This is a genomic window from Dolichospermum sp. LEGE 00240, assembly GCF_015207875.1.
Classification (GTDB): Bacteria; Cyanobacteriota; Cyanobacteriia; order Cyanobacteriales; family Nostocaceae; genus Dolichospermum; species Dolichospermum gracile.
The window spans coordinates 18,905-39,470 of sequence record NZ_JADEVZ010000035.1 but is presented as its reverse complement, the minus strand read 5'-3'; the positions used below and the strand labels follow the sequence as shown (position 1 = coordinate 39,470).

The window sequence follows — 20,566 nt, the reverse complement described above, 5'->3', positions numbered from 1 at the left end:
TCTTCCTTCTGACTCCTGATTATAAATTCTGTATTTTTTTGTTGATCTAAAACTTTCTGGTTATAAATAGCCACCCTCTTTGCGATATGATTGGGGTCAACGATATCAACTTATAGGCATAAATACAGAGGGCAAGACACTGTGATTAGAGTTGCAATTAACGGTTTCGGGCGCATTGGACGTAACTTTGCACGCTGCTGGGTGGGGAGAGAAAATAGCAATATCCAACTGGTCGGGATTAATGACACATCTGATCCTAGGACTAATGCTCACCTGCTTAGATATGACTCCATGTTAGGCCGGTTGAAAGGTGTAGATATTAGCGCTGATGATAACTCCATTACAATTAATGGTAATACAATTAAATGCGTATCTGATCGCAACCCAGATAACTTGCCCTGGAAAGAATGGGGAATTGACCTGATTATCGAATCAACAGGCGTTTTTACCAGCAAAGAAGGGGCAATGAGGCACGTCAATGCCGGGGCTAAAAAGGTTCTGATTACAGCCCCCGGTAAAAATGAAGATGGTACTTTTGTCGTCGGTGTCAATCATCATGATTATGACCACAACAAACATAACATCATCAGTAACGCTAGTTGTACAACCAACTGTTTAGCTCCCATTGCCAAGGTATTAGATGAAAAATTTGGTATCATCAAAGGCATAATGACCACTACCCACAGCTACACAGGTGATCAGCGTTTACTAGACGCTTCCCACCGTGATTTGCGTCGGGCTAGAGCAGCAGCTATCAACATTGTTCCCACTTCTACAGGTGCAGCAAAAGCAGTAGCTTTGGTGCTTCCTCAGTTGAAGGGTAAGTTAAATGGTGTGGCTTTGCGTGTACCAACCCCTAACGTTTCTATGGTGGACTTTGTAGTGCAAACTGAAAAGCGCACTATTGCCGAGGAAGTTAATCAAGCGCTGAAAGAGGCTGCTGAAGGTCCTCTCAAAGGCATTTTGGGTTACACCGAATTGGAACTTGTATCTTCTGACTATCAAGGTACAGATGAATCTTCTGTTGTTGATGCCAGCTTGACTCTTGTTATGGGCAATGACATGGTGAAGGTTATGGCATGGTATGACAATGAGTGGGGTTATAGCCAACGTGTTCTTGATTTGGCGGAATTAGTAGCTGCAAAATGGGCGTAATTGTCCTTTGTCAGTTGTTCTTTGTTTGAAGACTACTGACTAATGGAATGGGCGGGGAAACCCCGCCCCTACATGGAATGGGCGGGGAAACCCCGCCCCTACATGGAATGGGCGGGGAAACCCCGCCCCTACATGGAATGGGCGGGGAAACCCCGCCCCTACTAAGCAAAATGTTGAAATCCCTGGCTGAGGCTGAGAACTTGGTCGGGGATTTCTGCTGTTCCTTGGTGTAAAATTACCTTTGAGCCTGGGGTAATTGTGCCAATTATGGCTGCACTTGTGCCTAGTTTTTGCACTAATGCTAATGCTGGTTCCGGTGGTAAACACAGGACTAATTCAAAATCTTCGCCACCATAGAGGGCATATTCTAATGATTTTTCTGGTGTTAGCCACTCTTCAAAGGCTGATGGTAAGGGGATTTTACTAGATTCTATAACTGCACCGACTTGACTGGCTCGGCAAATTTGTAATACTGCATCTGCTAAACCGTCGCTGCTATCCATACCAGAGATAGGGAAAAGGCAGAGGGAGGTGAGAATTTCTTTGAGTATGGGGATGACATCTAACCGGGGGTTGGGGCGTTGATGGGCGGTGATTAAGGCTGCTTTGACTTCAGTTTTGAGGTTGTTACCTATTTCGGGATTTAAGAGTAGTTCTAAGCCTGCACGGGACGCTCCATGTATACCTGTGATTACAATAGCATCTCCTACTTGGGCGATCGCACGGCGGAGGATGAAGTTGGGGTTGGCTTGACCAAAGGCGGTAATTGCTAAAGTGGTAATGGGCGATCGCACTATATCACCACCTACTATCTTGACATGATATTTTGATAAGCATTCTGTCATACCCTGATATAGTCGCTCTACCCAATTTACAGTTACATCTCCAGGTAAACCTAGTCCCACAGTTATTCCCATTGGAGTTGCCCCCATTGCTGCTAAATCGGATAAATTCGCCGCCGCAGCCCGCCAACCGGCATCCTCTGGGGAAGTGGTAAGATCACTAAAATGCACGCCGTCAACGAGCATATCTGTGGTGACAATTAAAGATTGATTTGGCAAAGTTTCCAATACTGCCGCATCATCACCAATGATATCGGGTGGACAAAAGCGTTGTAATCTTTCTAAAAGACCTTGTTCACCAATATCTCGAACTCGCAGGGAAGATAAATTATTATTCATAATAAAATTTACTGATTACTTTATAGACTAAAATAAAAGTATCATCTAGGAGACTATTGCTAATCAAAAAATTATATCGCGGACTTTTTCCGAATTAAATATTACAGTTGAGCAGGTAATTTGGGATAGTCAGTGTAAATAGTGGGTTAGCTACCCTACAAATCTGAGATATTTTTAAAGGTAACAGAAATGGTTTCTAGCATTGGCATCACAGACAGCATTAAAAGTTTGAGTGATTTACAAACTCGTTGTCACTTACACCAAGCAGAAGATGAAAACTTTTTTAACGAATGGTTGACAGACTTACCCCAACTTAATACACAAGAACAATCGGGTGTTACTCGCATCAAACAGCGTTATGATTATCATCGCCTTGATGGTCTATTATTAGAAGGAACAATTAATCTTTTAGTAGTTTCACCACTTTTGGAACTTGCAGGTTTTCTAGATTCACCTTACCGAATTCGTTCACCCTATGGCATAACTTTAGAAATTGAAGAACCAGAAGAAACAGTTCGCGGTTTTATTGATGTCCTAGTTGTCCAGGGAAAATTTTGGATTTTTGTGGTTGAATCTAAACGAAATAGCATTCCAGTTGTCGCAGCAATACCGCAGTTATTAGCCTATATGTTAACTACTCCCCACCGGGGTAAATCAGTATTTGGTATGGCTACAAATGGTGATGAATTTATATTTATTAAACTAGCTATCACAGACAAAACTGAATACGACGTATCACGCACATTTTCCCTATTTCCCCGCCGACATGAATTAGCTGAAGTGTTGCAAATTTTAAAACGATTAGGAGAATCCATTGTAGCTTAATGCAGGTAATCTGATGTAATCAGATATGGCGTTGTCAACATTTAGGCTAAATTAGAAATCACTTCCAGGAAATTTTTCAAAATTATAGATACATTATCACTTCGCCAAACAGCAACGATTTCTAATACTGGTGATTGTCCTTCTATGGAACGATAGATTACACCATGTCGTTGCAAATTTTGTACATTAGCTGGAAGTAGTGAAATTCCCATTCCACCTGCAACTAAACTCAGAACAGTTGATATCCATGCAGCTTCTTGTCTAACTTTTGGCTTAAAACCTGCATCCAGACAAATATCATTAATTTGCTCACGTAAATTATATAACAGGTTATTTGGTGGAAGGATAAATTGCTCATTTGCCAGTGCTGCAAGTAAAATACTAGTTCGTCTTGCAAAACGATGGTTTTCAGGTAAAACAATGACCAGCGATTCTTGAAGAATAGGTATAAAAGTCAAAACATTATCATTATCGTTATTAATATTATGCAAATTATGTAGGTGGAAGAAACCTAAATCAAGTTTTTGGTTTCGCAATTTGTCAATTTGCTCATAAGAAGCTAGTTCCTGTAACATCAATTCTACTTCGGGAAATTTCTCGTGAAATGCTCTGAGAATGTCGGGTAGTTTACTATTGGCAATGGAGGTATTGATTCCTATATTTAATCGTCCTTTCTCACCACGACTTAATCGTTGACCTAATTCAATTGATTGTTCAACCTGATGGAGAATTTGACGGGCTGCTTGCAAAAACTCATTTCCAGCATCTGTTAATTTTAACGGGCGATGGTGACGATCAAATATTTGAAATCCAATTTTTTTTTCCAGCCACTTTATTTGCTTACTCAGAAATCCCTGATCGATTTCCAGATATGCAGCAGCGTTGCTAAATCCCTGCTTATCATTTACAGCGATCGCATATTTCAGATGACACAGTTCGAGTTGATCCCAATTCGACCATTTATGATCATCGGGCAGTTTGGGGTTAGTCATAGGGCTAAAAATTCTTGTTTTATCGGCATTATGACATTTTAGTCATGGAATGTTGCATAAATAGGGTGATTGTATCATAGGTTTCTCGGATATCTTCAGAACAACACAACCACTTGTCACTGGAGAAGCAGAAATGAAGCCTGAAAATAAACTGAGTCGAGTGTTGATTGCCGGTGGAACTCACGGGAATGAGTTCACTGGAGTACACTTGATCAAAAAGTTTGAGCAATTCCCTCAATTAATTCACAGGTCTAGTTTTGAAACACTGACGCTATTGGCTAATCCTCAAGCGTTTACAGCAGTAAGACGATACATAAACAAAGATTTAAATCGGTGTTTCCTACGCCAAAATTTAGAGGATTCAAAACTTTCTAGTTATGAGGATTTACGAGCTAAAGAGATTAACCATCTTTTTGGACAAAATGGTGAAACTCCTGTTGATTTTATCTTGGATTTACATAGTACAACTGCGAACATGGGCATAACCATAATTGTAGATAATTATGAACCCTTCAATTTGCAATTAGCAGCCTATCTCAATTATATGAATCCTTCAGTTAAAGTTTATAGTTCTGGAAACTCTGGTCGAAGTCATAATTCACTGCGATCGCTTGGCAGATTTGGAATTTGTATTGAGGTTGGATCTGTTCCTCAAGGTGTTTTGAATGCAGATTTTGTTCTGAAAACTGAAACCATAATATACACAATTTTAGATTATTTGGAACTGTACAATCAGGGAAAAGTTCCATCCTTGTCAAATAACCTAATCTGCTACGAATATATGGAAGCAATTGATTATCCGAGAAACGAACATGGAGAAATTAAAGCTATGATCCATCCTCACATTCAGTTTAAAGATTATGAGGTTTTGAATCCTGGTGATCCTATGTTCTTAACATTTGATGGTCAGATAATTAGCTATCAAGGAAACTCTAGTGTTTATCCAATCTTTATTAATGAAGCTGCTTATTACGAGAAATGTATTGCTATGTGTTTTACCGAAAAACGAATGATTACTGTTGAGTAAGCCAAAATTAGGACTTACATAAATAACTGTCAAGAACTCATCGGTCGTTCATTCTATTACCTATTGATTAGTTTTGACAATTTAACTTTCAATACTTCAAAGGAGTTACTAATGAATGCTCAACAGGAAGAGCTTTATCAAAATATTCAAAAATTTTCTCTAGATGATGCTGATGCAGTTTTATCATTTACTCCACGATTAGCAAAAGATAACGGTTGGACAATTGAATACTCCCAACGTGTTATTAACGAATACAAAAAGTTTGCCTTTCTTGCCATGATCGCTGGGCATCCTGTTAGTCCTTCTTCTCAAGTGGATCAAGCTTGGCATTTGCACTTAACCTATACTCACTCATACTGGGATGATTTTTGTGGCAAAATCTTACATAAACCATTGCATCATAATCCTAGTCTTGGTGGCTATAGTGAGCAAGAGAAGTTTCGCAGGTGGTATGAAAAAACGCTGATAAGCTATGAAAAAATATTTAATGAACTCCCACCAATTGATATTTGGCCGCTATCAAATATCCGATTCGCTCAAAATGTTCAGTACCAACGAATAAACACTCGTGGTTACTGGATTATACCCAAACCATCCTTGAATTTTCTTCGATTTCCTGGGTTGAAAGCAATACTAATTGCGCTGTTATCATCTATGTTAGTCCTAGCAATGAGTAGCTTTTTTCCTCTGCTGGCTAATACTCATAACTATTCCAATAATTGGAATAGCTCTGAATTTGTCATATCTCAGGTAGCCGAAAATAATCTAAGTTCTGGCAATACACCCACATCTAACCTTGAGAATAATCAAACTACCTCGGACGAAGCTTCCGAGTTGTGGTGGTTGTGGTGGTTGCTAATATTAATTGGTTTCTTGTGCGGTAGCGGGAACAGTAATGGTGGTGACAATAATAATAATAATAATTGCAGTGGTTGTGCCTGTAGTATGTGATGAGTCATATCTGGATTCACCATGCCAAAAAATGTTTTTTGTATACTAAGAGAATTTCAATCATCTGAAACGAAAATTTTTCATGAAAACTATCAGTATCCACTTTTGGTAGAAACATAATTCTTTAGCTCAAGATACCCTACTATATGGTTGGTTTTTTGAAAAAGTCTATCTGCCAAAACTGGAAGTTTTCAGAGTTAGAAGCATCATCAATTATCGTCAGTTTAGATTAGTAAACTTGTGTAGCTGAATGCTGAAGATAAGTTTTTGTTTTTGGCATCATACATGAAAACAAATTTGACTATTGCTAAAAAATAATCAGGGAGGATTTATGAGCCTAGAGGAATTATGGAGACAGAAAAGCGATCACCAGCTTGAGGTTGCAGCTAAAGAGCTTTCTAACTATACAGAAGAAACTGAACAGGTAATTCGAGCCGAAATACGCAGGCGTGGTATGCCTGAACCACCAATATCTAAAAGAAGATTAAAACCTAACAAAGATACTAAATAAGCTGTTGTGCATTTAGTTTGTATAATTCTAGCGGGCAAGATGCCCGCACCACAAAGTTCAAGTAAATTATGGTTATCAAATTTAGCTGCGTAACAGCTTACTACAAAAGAATAAAAGAAACTTCTCTTGCTTTCTGTGAATTGTTAATAGGTTTGTTTGGCTTGTTAGTAGGGGCTGCAATTTTATTAGTAACATTGGCAGGTCAAATTTCTGCAATAGTGGTTGGCTCTTTAATAATTTGGTCAGGTATTTCATCAGCTTTCATAGGTCAAGCATCGTTCACCTACATATCAGGTTATCACAATCCATTACCTTTATTTAAATTCAATCCAGGTTTAGGTAACTTTTGCTTAGGCTGGGGAATACTTTTTTCGGTAATAATAGCCTGGAGAAAAGAGAAAGGAAGCAAAGTATATTTTCTCTATGCTGCTATCTTTGGGATAGCTAACCTAATTGTAGGTTTAATAAACCTATTTACAACCCTTCAAAGTGATATTGGAATTCATCTATCAGGTTTACTTGCTTCGATTTTTTCTTTCTTCATGGGGTTGTCAATCGTGATTACTATCCTACAATCATGGGAAAGCAAAAATTAATTAATATCTGATATATTAATCTCGAAAATTGGATGTTGTCAGAGCTGTAAACATTATCAATTATGATAGGTTTGGAATAGCAAATATTTCTAGCTGAATGCTCAAGATAAATTTTGATTTTTGGCATTATACATGAAAGCAATTTTGAATATTTCTGAAAAACAAAGGAGATAAAAATAATGCTAAGTTGGATATCTATCAAGCCTCTACTACAGTTGAAATTTGACTATATTTTATATATTCTAGGCATTTTGAGTTTTGTAGTAGGAATATTCTTATCCTCAAGACCTGTTTTTATTCCTCCGATAAAACGTATACAAATTAGAGGTAATGATGAGCATGATTGCATAATTCATTTTGCCTTTCATATAGGATCTTTTTGCATATCACTTCCTTTCTTTAATTTCTTTTACACTTTAGCTAGTGAGTCAGCCCCATCAGACCCAAATAATTATTGGCATTTCGTAAAGTTAATTATTATTTTTTCCGGTTTCTTATATTTTATACAAACAATCTATGAAAGATTAATAGGTATTTTAGAAAAAATTAATAAACGCAAATCTTTACGACCAATATATTGTGAGAAATGCAAAAAAGAACTCAAACTAATAAAATCGGTGGTTGATTTCTTAAATGAAAAACAAATCACCGCTATGCGAATTAAAAGTATTTATTTTGAGGCATGGTATTGTCAAAGCTGTTGTACAAAAATTGATTGTAATTCTATCCATTTACGTGCCTATACAAGTTTATCGGATCAGTTTAAAACTTGTAGTCATTGTGGGGGATTAACCATGACCGTAACTTCTATTATAATTATAAAAGAGGCTACAACTAAAGAAAAAGGCGAAAGATTAGTTGTTTATACTTGCAACTATTGTTCTCAACAGGAAAATAAAGTTGAAATAATTCCTATTGATACTTCGGGTGATTAGGCTGGTTTTGAATAATTCACGAAAAGTACCAGCAGTCTAACAAATATTTTGCAGCAGACGCAAGACGGTTGAATTATTACGTTCCATTTTTGATAAAAATATTAATAGATTTTGGATTTTAGAATTAATCCAAAATCCAAAATTTAAAATTAATTAAGCTGCTTGAGGTTGAACTAAATTTTCTCCACCTTGAACAACAGTTGCAGATTCGATTTTGTCACCAGCTTTGAGCTTATCTAAAATCTCTCTTCCTTCAGTCAAATAACCAAACACAGCATAACGACCATCTAAAAGATTACGTCCTGCGGGAGTAAGTTCTGGTTCAAAAAGGAAAAAGAAAACTTGAGAAGAACCACCATTAGCTTCACTTTCGGGACGTGCCATAACTAACGCACCAAAAGACGAAAATGGTAAAACAGGCATATCTAAATAACGCCCAGCTTCTTCGAGAGTAATGCCATAGGTGGGTTCTTTTTCACCTTGGACTAAAATTTCTAGAGGAATAGCCCGATATTTGCCAGTTTGAGGATCAATAAAACCGACTTCCTTACCTACAGGATCTCCGGTTTGCAAGAAATAAGATTCTTCCGAACGGGTGAATTCTAAACCGTTATAAAAACCTCTTTGTACCAAATCCACAAAATTACCAGCAGTCACAGGGGCGCTATAGCCATCTACAACTACAGTCAAATCACCTTTATTAGTTTTGAAAGCAATCCTAGCGCGTCCTTTGAGTTGAGGTAAGTTACTATACTCAGCCGGAACTTCAAAGGGGAATTCCTTCACCATTGATTCTTCTAACAAGCTGACAAGATTGAGTAATTTAGCTCTGCCGTCAAGAACGGGTTCTTTTTGTTTAGTTTTCACCACTTCTTGCAGTTCTATGATGCCAGATTTCAATTCAGTCATCCAAGCTGCGGCTTGAGGTTGGCGTTCTTCCGGAACGCTTGCTAATATTTGGGAAGGTTTATCGAGTATCCGCAATGCCTGTTTGAGGTCATTATTAACTGCACCCCATCGTTTATTTGCCCGCAGTTGGTTAGAAATATCCTCTAAACGGTTTTGCAGTTTACGGACAGGTTGATTATCTATTGGCAGTGCATAGCGCAACAAAGCCTTACCGTCGGTAATTGCGTTTCCTGCTGGTAAGCCGGCGTTACTAGTGGGAGTCCACCCAGCCGTACCTGTGCCTAAAAATATTGTTAATAGCAATATTACCTTTAGGCTGTTCTTCACCCAGGACTTAAATAAGTTCAACATGAAATTTCCCTTTCTTCAGCATCAAAGTGTTGACTGGAAGTAACTCATTGATTATCTTCCCACATTGGGGGACTAGGAATGGAGGAGGCAGGGGAAGTAGGGGGCAGGGGAGCAGAGGAGAGAAATATTCTTTTGCAACTGACAACTGACAACTAACAATTAACCAATTATGACGCTAGAAGGGTACAATAAATGCCGATTGTCTTGCAAAATTTGAAAGTTTCATGATCTCTAGTAACGACTTTCGACCTGGTGTTTCAATTGTATTAGATGGTTCGGTTTGGCGCGTGGTAGATTTCCTTCACGTTAAGCCAGGCAAGGGTTCTGCCTTCGTGCGGACAACACTGAAAAATGTCCAAAGTGGGAAACAGTTAGAAAAAACTTTTCGGGCTGGAGAAAGCGTTCCCCAGGCAACTTTGGAAAAGGTGACGATGCAACATACCTATAAAGAAGGCGATGAGTTTGTCTTTATGGATATGGAAACCTATGAGGAAGGTAGATTAACTTCAGCGCAAATTGGCGATCGCGTCAAGTACCTTAAAGATGGTATGGAAGTGAACGTGATTCGCTGGGGTGAACAGGTTCTAGAAGTAGAACTACCTAACTCTGTAGTTTTGGAAATTGTGGAAACAGATCCTGGTGTTAAGGGTGATACTGCAACCGGTGGTACTAAACCAGCAAAATTAGAAACTGGGGCAACTATCATGGTTCCTTTGTTTATTGCCCAAGGGGAACGGATTAAGATTGATACCAGAGAAGACAAGTATTTAGGCAGGGAATAATTTTCCTATTTTTTGATACCAATTTGGAATAGTGAGGAATACAGCAGGAGTCAGCAATTAGGAGTCAGCGTCAGGAGTAAAACCCTGTTGTGGCTAAGTTTCATTCATGTCAATTGAGTTCCTAATCACCTGGAAAGTTGCCATAAAATCCCAAATCTAAAATCCCAAATCTAAAATTGGTGCTCATGATTTCAATCCCTTTTTTATAGAGGGATTAAATCCCTGCCTTACTGAGAATTTTAATTTAACAATTAGGTCGAGGTAAAATAATTGTGACATTAGACTTTAATGAAATCCGTCAGCTATTAGTAACTATTGCCCAAACAGATATTGCGGAAGTTACTCTCAAAAATAATGAATTTGAACTAACAGTCCGTAAAGCTGTCAGTTTTAACAATAATGCTCCGGGAACATTTAGTGGTGTGGTGAGTGCTGGTGTCACCCAGTTAGTATCTACAGCCTTACCAAGTTCCACTGAGGGGGCTGTAACCAATAAAGTTGTTGATAATTCAGTCGCACAACCTCCTCATTCTTCTTCACCAATTAATCAAAAATTAGTTGAAGTACCATCACCAATGGTAGGGACATTTTACCGTTCCCCAGCCCCAGGAGAAGCAGCGTTTGTGGAGGTAGGCGATCGCGTCAAAGCTGGTCAAAGTGTCTGTATCATTGAAGCTATGAAGCTAATGAACGAAATTGAAGCCGAAGTCTCTGGACAAGTGATGGAAATTTTAGTTCAAAATGGTGAACCAGTAGAATATGGTCAGCCTTTGATGAGAATTAACCCTGATTAAATAGGGAATAGGGAATAGGTGACAGGTGACAGGTGACAGGTGACAGGGAACAGGGAATAGGGAACAGGGAATAGGGAATAGGGAATAGGGAATAGGGAATAGGGAATAGGGAATAGGTGACAGGTGACAGGTGACAGGTGACAGGTGACAGGGAATAGGGAATAGGGGACAGGGGGAATACAATATATTTCCCAATGACCAATGACCAATGACCAATGACCAATGACCAATGACAACTGACCACTGACTAAAGCGGATAATTTTTCTGAAAACTTGCGCGGGTGAGAGGTTGTTGTAATTCCACACCTTCACCCCCTAAAACCTCTAAAAGCTTGCCATTGACTTCGATATATACGTTAGCTTGAGGATTTAAGCTGGTAGCAGTATATACAACTTGTCCCACACGCCCCATCATAGAAGTGCTACCTCCACCAGTGGTAAAGTTTTCAGACAAATTCACGTGAACATCATTATTTTCTGCTTTGAGTCCCAATAGTTGAGTACCCTGGGGAATAGTAGTAGAGTCAGTGCCTTCACTTGGACCGGCTAATAAAGTTTTAAATGCTGCTTCTAAAACTTGATTGGGTTGGGTAGCAGCAACTTTAAAGGGTTGGGGAACTAAATCCAGGCGATTTTCCTTGGATCTGAGCCAATATATACTAGCAGTCTGTTCATTGCCTTGCTGAGTGGTTGATTGCTTGATGGGCTGTTTAATAATTTGTGAAGAGTTATCAGGTGTAGAATTATTGGGAGTCTGGGCAGAAAACCAAGCCACACCACCGCTTACCACGACCACTGCTGCGGAAATAGCTGCTATCAGACTGGTAGAAACACCGTTAGTTCTTTGTTGGTTATTCATAATATAAAACCTACTGGATTGAGGATGGAAATAGTATTTGTAAGATAAGTAGCCTGTTTATAAACGTTCTTCCCCGGTGTAGATATTGGCTTTTGATTTGGACATGAACTGTTATTGCTAGTTTTGCCCCTTGCCACTCCAATTGTAGAGTGATCTTTACGAGTCCGTTACCTTTCTCTTTATCTAAATCCTATGGTTTCTTGAAAAAACTTTTAAATTAGACTTGAGTAAAATATGGTAAGCAAATCAAATAGTCGGCAAATAAACGGATCAAATTTTCAATAATTGTACGTTGTGCGATCGCTCTAAGAAGCGTAGCCATGCCCTCAATGGCTTTACACACCATACATATCTGCTATATTAATCAACTTTTCCAGGGCAATTTCCCGAAAAATGAATTGATAAATACTATAATAGGTAATTAATCCCTTATTTGTGGTTGTTATGGTTGTTACTGCTTCGACCCACAAGATTACCTGGGAACTCTTGCCTGAAGATTTTGTTTTAGAAGATGAACCAGTGGATAATGTTAATCAACCTTCTTTAGCTGCTGCACTAACGGAAAGCCTACAACTGGCCGGGAAACTCCCCGAAACAGCCCTGGCTACGACTAATTACGGCATCTGTACCGCAGTTAATGGCAAAATTGTCATCAAAGCACCTGATTGGGCTTATATACCCAAAATTACCGTGCCTAGAGAGCAAATACAACGTAGTTATACTCCTCACAAACAGGGTGAAATACCGGTTGTGGTGATGGAATTTCTTTCTGACGTAAATGGGAGTGAATATTCCAGTAAACGGACTTTTCCCCCTGGTAAATGGTTTTTTTATGAAGAGGTGTTAGAAGTTGCAAATTATCTGATTTTTGCACCTGATACGGGTGTTTTAGAATTTCATCGCTTACAAAGTTCAGGAAAATATCAATTACGTTCCCCTGATGAAAATAACCGTTATTGGATAGGGGAAATGGATTTATTTATTGGTGTATGGCAAGGAAAGCGCGAAAACCGTGATGGTTATTGGTTGCGCTGGTGGGATCAGGAAGGTAATTTGTTATTGTGGGGGTTTGAGTCGGTTGAGAAGGAACGCGCAGAAAAAGAACAAGAAAGACGAGAAAAAGAACAAGAAAGACGAGAAAAAGAGCAAGAAAGACGGGAAAAAGAACAAGAAAGACGGGAAAAGGAGAGAGCTTTACAACGGTTAGCGGAGTTGGAGAAACGATTACGAGATGCGGGAATTGAAGATTAGGAATTACGCAGAAGAACACGCGACTCGCAAACCACTACCGTAATTACTGCCGCCAGCAACTATGTAGTGACGATAGGCACAACGGCAGTTGCCTGACTCTTGCAGCCAAGAACCACCGCGTAATATGCGTTTGTTATCGTTACCAGTCCAAACGCTACCATCATTAGGTGCATTTGTATAGTCTTTATGCCAAGCATCTTCACACCATTCCCATACATTACCGTGCATATTATACAAATCAAAGTTGTTAGGGGGAAATCCGCCTACATCTGTGGTTTGTTTGTATTTATTATGATGATTAACTACATCTGTATTAATGGTTTCACCGAAGTAAAATGGAGTTGTGGTGTTGGCTCTACAGGCATATTCCCATTCAGATTCGCTGGGTAAGCGATACATTTTACCTGTGTATTCCCCCAACCTAGCACAAAATTCTTGGGCATCTAACCATGATATTTTTTCCACTGGCAGATTTGCACCTTGGAAGTGTGAGGGTTTGGGGTTTAAATCTATGTTGATTTTGGGTAAACTGGCGATTTTTTGCCATTGTGCTTGGGTAATTGGGTATTTTCCGATATAGAAAGGTGAAATTGTCACCTGATGTTGGGGTTTTTCATTTTTATATCCCTCTCCTTCTGGTGAACCCATAGAAAATGTACCACCAGGAATACCGACCATTTCCAGAAATAAATTATTTCCTAAATTGTCTCTAAAAACTATGGGTTGTTTTGGGGAAACAATTGTTGTTGTAACTTGCTGAGAGTGACTAGAAGAAATGGTTATTTGTGAAAGTTGCTGTGGTTGCAATACTGATAAAATTTCTGTTGCCGATTGAAACCGATTTGAGGGTAGGTCTTGCAGCATTTTATCTAAAATTATTTCTAAGTCATGATTTACAAATATATATTTTTTCCATATCCATTGCATGATTGTTAAGTCAAATAGTGGATCAGTACCATCGGGTCTTTGGAAATATCCTGTTAATAATCGAATACAAGTTACAGCTAAACTATAAAGATCGCTGTTGGGATAAACTATGCCGCGAAATTGTTCTGGTGGTGCATAACCAGGTGTACCTGTAACTGTTCCCAGTTTGGTGAGGACGTTGTTACCTACGTCTTTGGAGACTCCAAAATCAATTAAAAATAAAGTACCTGTTTGCGAATGTTTAATAATATTTTCTGGTTTAATATCTCTATGAATTACTTTATTGTCATGAACAAATTGTAAAATATGTAATAATTCAATTAATATTTTTTTTACTTCAAATTCGCTAATTTTTCCCTTTTGTCGCAGTTCACTTAATAAATTTTGACCTTCGATAAATTCTTGAATTAGATAAAGTCTGCCTTCTTGGGGAAAGAAGGCGAGTAAATCTGGAATATGGGGATGTTTCCCTAAATCGTTGAGTCTGAATGCTTCTTGTTCAAATAACTCTGTGGCTTTTTTGAGCGCCGCACTGCCTGATTGTTGGGGTAAAAATTGCTTAATGACGCAGGGGGTATCTAATCTTTGTTCGTCTACTGCTAAAAATGTCCGTCCAAAACCACCTTCACCAATGATGCGGACGGCGCGATACCGTTCTTTCAGCACTATTTGACTGCCACAGGATTGACAGAGAATAGTTTTTGGTGGGTTTCGCTGTAGACACGCGGGGTTAAGGCACTGACTCATAAATGCTAGTAAGTAATTATATGGATATACTGGAAACGGGTAAATGCTAGACTTTTGCCCAGGCAAAAATCTTTGTATATCAATACTCTTAGTGATTTTAGAGGTAAAGCTGCAACCCGTTTTTAGTATAATTATAGTCACATTTTAGCAGTGATATAGGTTAGCGAGAAAATGACATAATCAAATTTTGTAAATAATAGACATCTCCAGAAATGAAATGTACATGACTGGAAACCCCTGTAAAGACGTTCCGGCGGAATGTCTCTACAATCATTTTCACCAGATGTCTAATTTAGATAGTTTTTCTAAATCCTTAACAGATATTATCTCTATCCAATCTGCTAATTTGACTAATTTAACGGCTGGGTGTGTACCTGTTGTTACTTCATAATAAACTTCTTGCGCAATAATTACTTTACCAAAAACATCCCGCAATAAATTGAGTTGTCCAACTTTTGCTAATTCACTCAAGGGAGTTGTATCGGAGACAATAATCACTTTTTATACTGGCTTAAAATTGCTAGCGTTTGAGTAACTTCTTGCTGTAGTTCTTCCTTTGTTTGACTGGGGAAGGGAGATATTTGGTAAATATCCATTAAATCAGAAAGTTGCCATTGTTCAATTTCTAATAATTCTGCTGCACGTCCAGCACTAATATCTCCATGACGTAATAATGTCATGATGTATGCTTCTTTGGCTTTTTTTCTGCTTCTAAACAATGAATTTCTGGGACTTCGGGTAAGGTGAGGGTAAATTTGACTTCTGTTGCGGCCATTTTATTTTACCATTACTAAATATTGGGTTTCCTTGCGTCAGTTTAATCTACATCACTTAATTATACAATATAATAGCTGAGTGATCACATTTTGAAAGTTTGACTAAAACCAGAGTGTCAGTAACCCAGCCCTAAAGGAACTGGGCTTGCAAGAGTAATCAAGTAAGCCGTACTGACCAAACCACCCTGAGTTTACTCTCATGGTAGCCGTTATTTGAGTCACGACACCCATGCGTTCGCGCCAGCGTGCCCTCGGGCATAGCCAGTGTAAAATTGGAAAATTAACCAAGACTTATAAACAACTTGAGTTTGGACTAAATTGACTTCCATAGCCTGAAACCCTTACTAGACAAGCATTGGAACTTACGAATCCAAAGGAGACTTCTAAAGCCTGAAACCTTCTCTCAGCTTGCGTCTGAAGCTTTAGCCGAATAAATTAGTCCAAACTCCAGAAACAAATCTTAACGGCAGTAACGACAGGCAAGATGCCTGCCCCACAAGGGTTAATTTTAACTCTCTATTGCCTCATTAATCCATTGTTGCAATGTATTGATAACTTCGTCAATGGCAATTTCTTGAGATTCACGGGTTGCACGTTTGACTACTTCGACTTTACCATTTGTAATGGCTCTACCGGTGACGATTCTGAAGGGGATACCGATTAAATCTGCATCTTTGAATTTAACACCGGCCCGTTCATCTCTGTCATCTAATAAGGTTTCTACACCTGCTTGGTTGAGTTCTGTGTAAAGTTTTTCGGCAACGGCGATTTGCCCTGCATCTTTAATGTTAGGAATGGTGATGATGGCGTGATAGGGGGCGATCGCTATTGGCCAAATTATGCCATCCTTATCATAGGATTGTTCTACGGCTGATTGTGCTAACCGTGACACACCGACACCATAACAACCCATAACTAAAGGCTTTTCTTCTCCTTGTTCGTTGGTATAAGTTGCACCCATCGCCTGGGAGTATTTTGTCCCCAGTTGGAAGATGTGACCGGCTTCGATGCCTCTAGCTGTTTGTAGGGTTTGGGTTGGGTCGTGGAGGGAGCGATCGCCTAATTTGGATTTCCGAATATCTACGGTTAGTGCAGGTAGCTTAAATTGCTCACCCCAATTTGCGCCAACTACATGAAAACCAGCTTCATTTGCACCAGTGACAAAGTTCTTTAACTCCACAGCGGTTTTATCCACCAACCGCACAAACTGAGAATTTACCTGTTTACTTTCCGCAATATAATCATCACTAATATCTGGTGCTATGTAACCTAAAGGCAAAGATTTTGCTTGCCATGTTGCTTGGGCTTCGGCATTTGGTACAGTTAAAGTGAGGATAGTTTTAGCACCAAATTGAGGAGCTAACTTAGTTAATTCATTTTGTAATTTAACTTCATTGATTTCCTGATCTCCGCGAATATTTATTAACACCAAAACAGTTAAACCGTTATCATAAACAGTTTGATATAAAACGTTTTTGACAATTTGGGTAGGAGAACATTTCAAGAAATTACAAACGTTGTCTATAGTTTCTGTTCCCGGAGTTTCCCGTTTTTCGTAAGTTGTAAAAGGTGAAGTTTCCGCTTCTGCTGCTAAAGAAACCGCCTTTTCTACGTTTGCTGCATATTTACCATCTTCAGTATAGAGAACTTCATCTTCTCCCGCTTCTGCTAACACCATAAATTCTGTAGAACCAGAACCACCAATAGCCCCAGAATCAGCTTCCACAGCCCGAAAAGCCAAACCAGAACGCCGCAACATATTACTATAAGCAGTGTACATTTCCTGGTAAGTTTTTTTCAAACTTTCTTCATCAGCATGGAAAGAATAACCATCTTTCATAATAAATTCTCGTCCGCGCATTAAACCAAACCGAGGACGAATTTCATCCCGAAACTTAGTTTGAATTTGATATAAATGTACAGGTAATTGACGATAGGAACGAATCATATCACGGGCAACTGTGGTAATTACTTCTTCGTGAGTTGGTCCTAGTCCTAATTGTTGTTCTCTTCTATCCACAAGAGAAAACATAATTCCCTCAGCTTTAGTATAGGTGTCCCAGCGTCCCGACTCCTGCCATAATTCCGCAGGTTGTAACTGTGGTAATAAACATTCTTGTGCGCCGGTAGCATTCATTTCTTCCCGGACAATTTGGGAAACTTTTTGCAAAACCCGCCACATTAGGGGAAGATAAGCATAAATCCCACCACCAATGCGACGGATATATCCAGCACGGAGTAACAATTTATGGCTGGGTATTTCCGCATCAGCCGGATCATCCCGCAGTGTAACAAATAACATTTGTGATAATCGCATTGTTTTTACCTTTATTTGCTAATTTTTCAAATCGCGTAGGTTTAAAATGTTTCCACGTCAGAAGAAAATAGGGAACAGGTTGCAGAAAATGTTTACCTATTACCCATTACCTATTACCCATTACCTATTACCAATAAAATGTATCAAGCACAACCACCTTTAGAATTTATTCCGCCAGCTTTTAACCCTTTGTTGTTAAAGTTAGTACATCTAGTCCTACCTAACTGGATTCGCTGGAAAACACCCATTAGCAACATTGAAGCAAACAACGTTGAAACTTTGGCGGATTGCTATCAACGGTTTCAGGATGGTAAAATCCGGTTTATGTTGGCGTTTCGTCATCCTCAAACAGCAGACCCTCTTTGTTTAACTTATTTACTGTCCCAAATCTTGCCTAAAGTAGCACGAGTTGGGGGTATACAGCTACAATATCCGCTTCATGCCCATTTTATCTATGATCGGGGCATTCCTCTCTGGGCTGGTTCTCAAGTTGGTTGGGTAATTTCCCATTTGGGGGGAACTCCGATTCAACGCGGTAAAGCTGACTGGACTGGGTTGCGTTCGGTGCGGGATTTGTATGCTAATGGTCAGTTTCCCATGGCTGCTGCGCCAGAAGGCGCTACAAACGGTTTATCGGAGATTATTAGTCCTTTAGAACCGGGTATCGCACAGATGGGTTTTTGGTGTGCGGAAGACTTGCAAAAAGCGGGAAGAGATGAGGAAGTTTTAATTTTACCAATTGGCATTAAATATAGTTACGTTAATCAGCCTTGGGATAATATAGCAAATTTGTTAACTGAATTAGAAGCGGCTAGTGGTTTATTGGTAAATCAAGAGAAAACTGAGGCTAATTTTACTGCGCTTTATCCTCGATTATTGGGTTTGGCAGAACATTTATTATCGGTAATGGAGCAATTTTACACTAAGTTTTATCATCAAACATTACCAAATGAGAAAATTACGAATGGAGGAATTACAGATAGAAATGAAGCGTTAGCTTATCGGTTGCAATCTGTGATGAATATTGCTTTATTTATTGCTGAACAATATTTTGATTTGCCATCTAGGGGAAATTGGAATGATAGATGTAGACGGGTGGAACAAGCCGGTTGGAATTATATATTTAGGGAAGATTTTAAGGATATTAAATCATTATCACTCATTGAGAAAAGTTTGGGAGATAGAGTTGCTGAAGAAGCACATTTTCGGATGTGGCACATGAGGTTGGTTGAGAGTTTTGTTGCTGTTTCTGGGATGTATATCCGCGAAAAACCAACTGTGGAAAGATTTGCTGAAATGACTTTACTTTTATGGGATATGATTAATAAAATTAAGGGGAATATTCCTTTAAATCGTCCACAATTGGGTAAGCAGCAGGTGAGGATAACTGTGGGTGAACCAATTTCTATTTCGGAACGTTATGCAGTTTATAAAAGTAGTCGAGTTGCTGCTAGACAGTCGGTGGCTGAGTTGACGACTGATTTACAGCAGGTTTTGGAGGGTTTGGTTGATAAGGGATGATGTTTTTGGTAATTTAGATAATTTTTGTCAGAATCAGGATGTCCAAGATTTGAGGATTTTCAGGATGTAACTTTTTGATTATTAGTATGGAGAGAAGCAAATATTTATGAGATATAATATAAGAATAAATATATGAGTCTCATCTATCAACCATCAAATAACAATCCTGTACATCCTTTAATCCTGGATATCCTGATTCTGACAAAATAATTATATTTCATGAAGCATCATCACCCTCCTGGGAATAAATTCCAAGTCTTATAGCGAAAGTCCGTTAAAACGGACTAAAAGAATTTTGCAATAAACATCCTGTAAATCCTTTAATCCTGGATATCCTGATTCTGACAGTTGAGAGTTTATAATTGACATAGAGTGTGATATTGCCTATAACCTAGTAAATGACATAGATAATTATGAATGTACAACTTGTTGACTCCCTTGTAGAAATTGTTTCCAAATTAACTCCCGAAGATCAGAAACTTTTCTTATCTAAACTTTCTCATATCAATATAATTCCGTCAGCAGAACAGCAAAATTTAACATCAGCAGAAAAAGTAGCACAATTTCAAGAATGGTTATCTCAATTTCCTCAAAGTAGTATTACCCTATCAGATGAAGCACTGCGTCGAGAAAATATTTATGATGATAGAGGAATATGAAAAGCTATTTACTTGATACCAATATTATTCTTAGATTTGCAAATTCTCAATCTCTGGAATATAACCTTATACAGAATACTATTTCTGAAATTTTATTACAAGGTGGTCAATGTTTTATTACCTCTCAAGTAATTATTGAATTTTGGGTCGTTGCTACTCGTCCTGTTAATGTTAATGGATTAGGGTGGACTGTAGAACAAACAACTCAAGCAGTACAAATGCTAATAAATCAATTTGATTTACTAGAAGAGACACCAGATGTATTTTCTATTTGGTTAAACTTAGTGACAACATATAATATTTCTGGTAAACGCACTCACGATATACACATATTAGCCGTGATGCTTGCTCATAATATCAGCCATATTTTAACTTTAAACCCCAAAGATTTTATAGCTGTTCCAGAAATTACGATTATTCATCCTCAAAGTATGAATAGCTAAGAATATTGTGAATAAAATTATCCTGTAAATCCTTTGGATAATGATTCTTTCACAAAG

At 38.6% G+C, this 20,566-nt stretch carries 21 protein-coding genes; 13 read left to right on the top strand and 8 right to left on the bottom strand.

Going from position 1 to position 20,566, the window contains the following annotated elements; genetic code table 11:
• Nucleotides 1-141 precede the first annotated feature (141 nt).
• A complete protein-coding gene (locus tag IQ226_RS13425) occupies nt 142-1,155 on the top strand; it encodes a type I glyceraldehyde-3-phosphate dehydrogenase (protein WP_193896081.1) in 1,014 nt (337 codons plus the stop codon).
• 161 nt (nt 1,156-1,316) lie between these two features.
• Here the strand turns inward: IQ226_RS13425 and thiL are convergent, their stop codons facing one another.
• Nucleotides 1,317-2,336 (bottom strand): thiamine-phosphate kinase, encoded by a 1,020-nt coding sequence (thiL, locus tag IQ226_RS13420; RefSeq protein WP_193896079.1) that lies wholly within the window; start codon nt 2,334-2,336, stop codon nt 1,317-1,319.
• A gap of 189 nt (nt 2,337-2,525) precedes the next feature.
• Here thiL and IQ226_RS13415 point away from each other — a divergent pair, with 189 nt between their 5' ends.
• Nucleotides 2,526-3,161, top strand: coding sequence for a type I restriction endonuclease subunit R (locus IQ226_RS13415; protein WP_193896077.1), 636 nt, complete (start codon nt 2,526-2,528; stop codon nt 3,159-3,161).
• Between the two features lie 41 nt (nt 3,162-3,202).
• On the opposite strand, the gene IQ226_RS13410 is transcribed toward IQ226_RS13415, so the two are convergent.
• The gene (locus IQ226_RS13410; RefSeq protein ID WP_193896075.1) at nt 3,203-4,153 is read right to left on the bottom strand and encodes a LysR substrate-binding domain-containing protein; all 951 of its coding nucleotides are present in this window, start codon (nt 4,151-4,153) and stop codon (nt 3,203-3,205) included.
• Nucleotides 4,154-4,286: 133 nt separating this feature from the next.
• On the opposite strand from IQ226_RS13410, the gene IQ226_RS13405 reads away from it, so the two are divergent.
• The 5 genes from IQ226_RS13405 (at nt 4,287) to IQ226_RS13385 (ending at nt 8,173) form a co-directional block, all read left to right on the top strand.
• The gene (locus IQ226_RS13405) at nt 4,287-5,180 is read left to right on the top strand and encodes an aspartoacylase (protein ID WP_193896073.1); all 894 of its coding nucleotides are present in this window, start codon (nt 4,287-4,289) and stop codon (nt 5,178-5,180) included.
• Nucleotides 5,181-5,291: 111 nt separating this feature from the next.
• Nucleotides 5,292-6,131, top strand: coding sequence for a hypothetical protein (locus IQ226_RS13400; protein ID WP_193896071.1), 840 nt, complete (start codon nt 5,292-5,294; stop codon nt 6,129-6,131).
• Nucleotides 6,132-6,462: 331 nt separating this feature from the next.
• The gene (locus IQ226_RS13395) at nt 6,463-6,642 is read left to right on the top strand and encodes a hypothetical protein (RefSeq protein ID WP_193896069.1); all 180 of its coding nucleotides are present in this window, start codon (nt 6,463-6,465) and stop codon (nt 6,640-6,642) included.
• 68 nt (nt 6,643-6,710) lie between these two features.
• Nucleotides 6,711-7,238, top strand: a complete 528-nt coding sequence (locus tag IQ226_RS13390) for a hypothetical protein (RefSeq protein ID WP_193896067.1) — start codon at nt 6,711-6,713, stop codon at nt 7,236-7,238.
• Between the two features lie 179 nt (nt 7,239-7,417).
• Nucleotides 7,418-8,173, top strand: a complete 756-nt coding sequence (locus tag IQ226_RS13385) for a hypothetical protein (protein ID WP_193896065.1) — start codon at nt 7,418-7,420, stop codon at nt 8,171-8,173.
• A gap of 153 nt (nt 8,174-8,326) precedes the next feature.
• Here IQ226_RS13385 and IQ226_RS13380 read toward each other — a convergent pair whose 3' ends face one another.
• Nucleotides 8,327-9,433 (bottom strand): peptidylprolyl isomerase, encoded by a 1,107-nt coding sequence (locus IQ226_RS13380; protein WP_193896063.1) that lies wholly within the window; start codon nt 9,431-9,433, stop codon nt 8,327-8,329.
• A 224-nt stretch (nt 9,434-9,657) separates the two neighbouring features.
• Between IQ226_RS13380 and efp the strand changes: the two genes are divergently transcribed.
• Nucleotides 9,658-10,215 (top strand): elongation factor P, encoded by a 558-nt coding sequence (gene efp / locus IQ226_RS13375; protein ID WP_193896062.1) that lies wholly within the window; start codon nt 9,658-9,660, stop codon nt 10,213-10,215.
• Between the two features lie 272 nt (nt 10,216-10,487).
• A complete protein-coding gene (gene accB / locus IQ226_RS13370; RefSeq protein ID WP_193896060.1) occupies nt 10,488-11,009 on the top strand; it encodes an acetyl-CoA carboxylase biotin carboxyl carrier protein in 522 nt (173 codons plus the stop codon).
• A gap of 247 nt (nt 11,010-11,256) precedes the next feature.
• Here the strand turns inward: accB and IQ226_RS13365 are convergent, their stop codons facing one another.
• On the bottom strand, nt 11,257-11,868 hold the full coding sequence (locus IQ226_RS13365; protein ID WP_193896058.1) for a GerMN domain-containing protein: 612 nt from the start codon (nt 11,866-11,868) through the stop codon (nt 11,257-11,259).
• A 444-nt stretch (nt 11,869-12,312) separates the two neighbouring features.
• Between IQ226_RS13365 and IQ226_RS13360 the strand changes: the two genes are divergently transcribed.
• On the top strand, nt 12,313-13,119 hold the full coding sequence (locus IQ226_RS13360; RefSeq protein ID WP_193896056.1) for a Uma2 family endonuclease: 807 nt from the start codon (nt 12,313-12,315) through the stop codon (nt 13,117-13,119).
• A 3-nt stretch (nt 13,120-13,122) separates the two neighbouring features.
• Here the strand turns inward: IQ226_RS13360 and IQ226_RS13355 are convergent, their stop codons facing one another.
• The 4 genes from IQ226_RS13355 to IQ226_RS13340 form a co-directional block, all read right to left on the bottom strand.
• Entirely contained in the window at nt 13,123-14,793 is a 1,671-nt protein-coding gene (locus tag IQ226_RS13355) for a bifunctional serine/threonine-protein kinase/formylglycine-generating enzyme family protein (protein ID WP_193896054.1), read from the bottom strand.
• A gap of 276 nt (nt 14,794-15,069) precedes the next feature.
• On the bottom strand, nt 15,070-15,291 hold the full coding sequence (locus IQ226_RS13350) for a hypothetical protein (RefSeq protein ID WP_228039421.1): 222 nt from the start codon (nt 15,289-15,291) through the stop codon (nt 15,070-15,072).
• A complete protein-coding gene (locus IQ226_RS13345) occupies nt 15,288-15,473 on the bottom strand; it encodes a UPF0175 family protein (protein ID WP_255539963.1) in 186 nt (61 codons plus the stop codon). The genes IQ226_RS13350 and IQ226_RS13345 overlap by 4 nt, the downstream gene beginning before the upstream one ends.
• 604 nt (nt 15,474-16,077) lie before the next feature.
• Nucleotides 16,078-17,886: a proline--tRNA ligase gene (locus IQ226_RS13340; protein WP_193896051.1), complete on the bottom strand. Its 1,809-nt coding sequence runs from the start codon at nt 17,884-17,886 to the stop codon at nt 16,078-16,080.
• A 138-nt stretch (nt 17,887-18,024) separates the two neighbouring features.
• Here IQ226_RS13340 and IQ226_RS13335 point away from each other — a divergent pair, with 138 nt between their 5' ends.
• The 3 genes from IQ226_RS13335 to IQ226_RS13325 all read left to right on the top strand — a co-directional run bounded on the left by IQ226_RS13335 (nt 18,025) and on the right by IQ226_RS13325 (nt 20,509).
• Nucleotides 18,025-19,407, top strand: coding sequence for a 1-acyl-sn-glycerol-3-phosphate acyltransferase (locus IQ226_RS13335; RefSeq protein WP_193896049.1), 1,383 nt, complete (start codon nt 18,025-18,027; stop codon nt 19,405-19,407).
• A gap of 413 nt (nt 19,408-19,820) precedes the next feature.
• Nucleotides 19,821-20,066 (top strand): hypothetical protein, encoded by a 246-nt coding sequence (locus tag IQ226_RS13330; protein WP_193896047.1) that lies wholly within the window; start codon nt 19,821-19,823, stop codon nt 20,064-20,066.
• Complete coding sequence (locus IQ226_RS13325; RefSeq protein WP_193896045.1) at nt 20,063-20,509, top strand: type II toxin-antitoxin system VapC family toxin; 447 nt, start codon at nt 20,063-20,065, stop codon at nt 20,507-20,509. The genes IQ226_RS13330 and IQ226_RS13325 overlap by 4 nt, the downstream gene beginning before the upstream one ends.
• Nucleotides 20,510-20,566 lie beyond the last annotated feature (57 nt).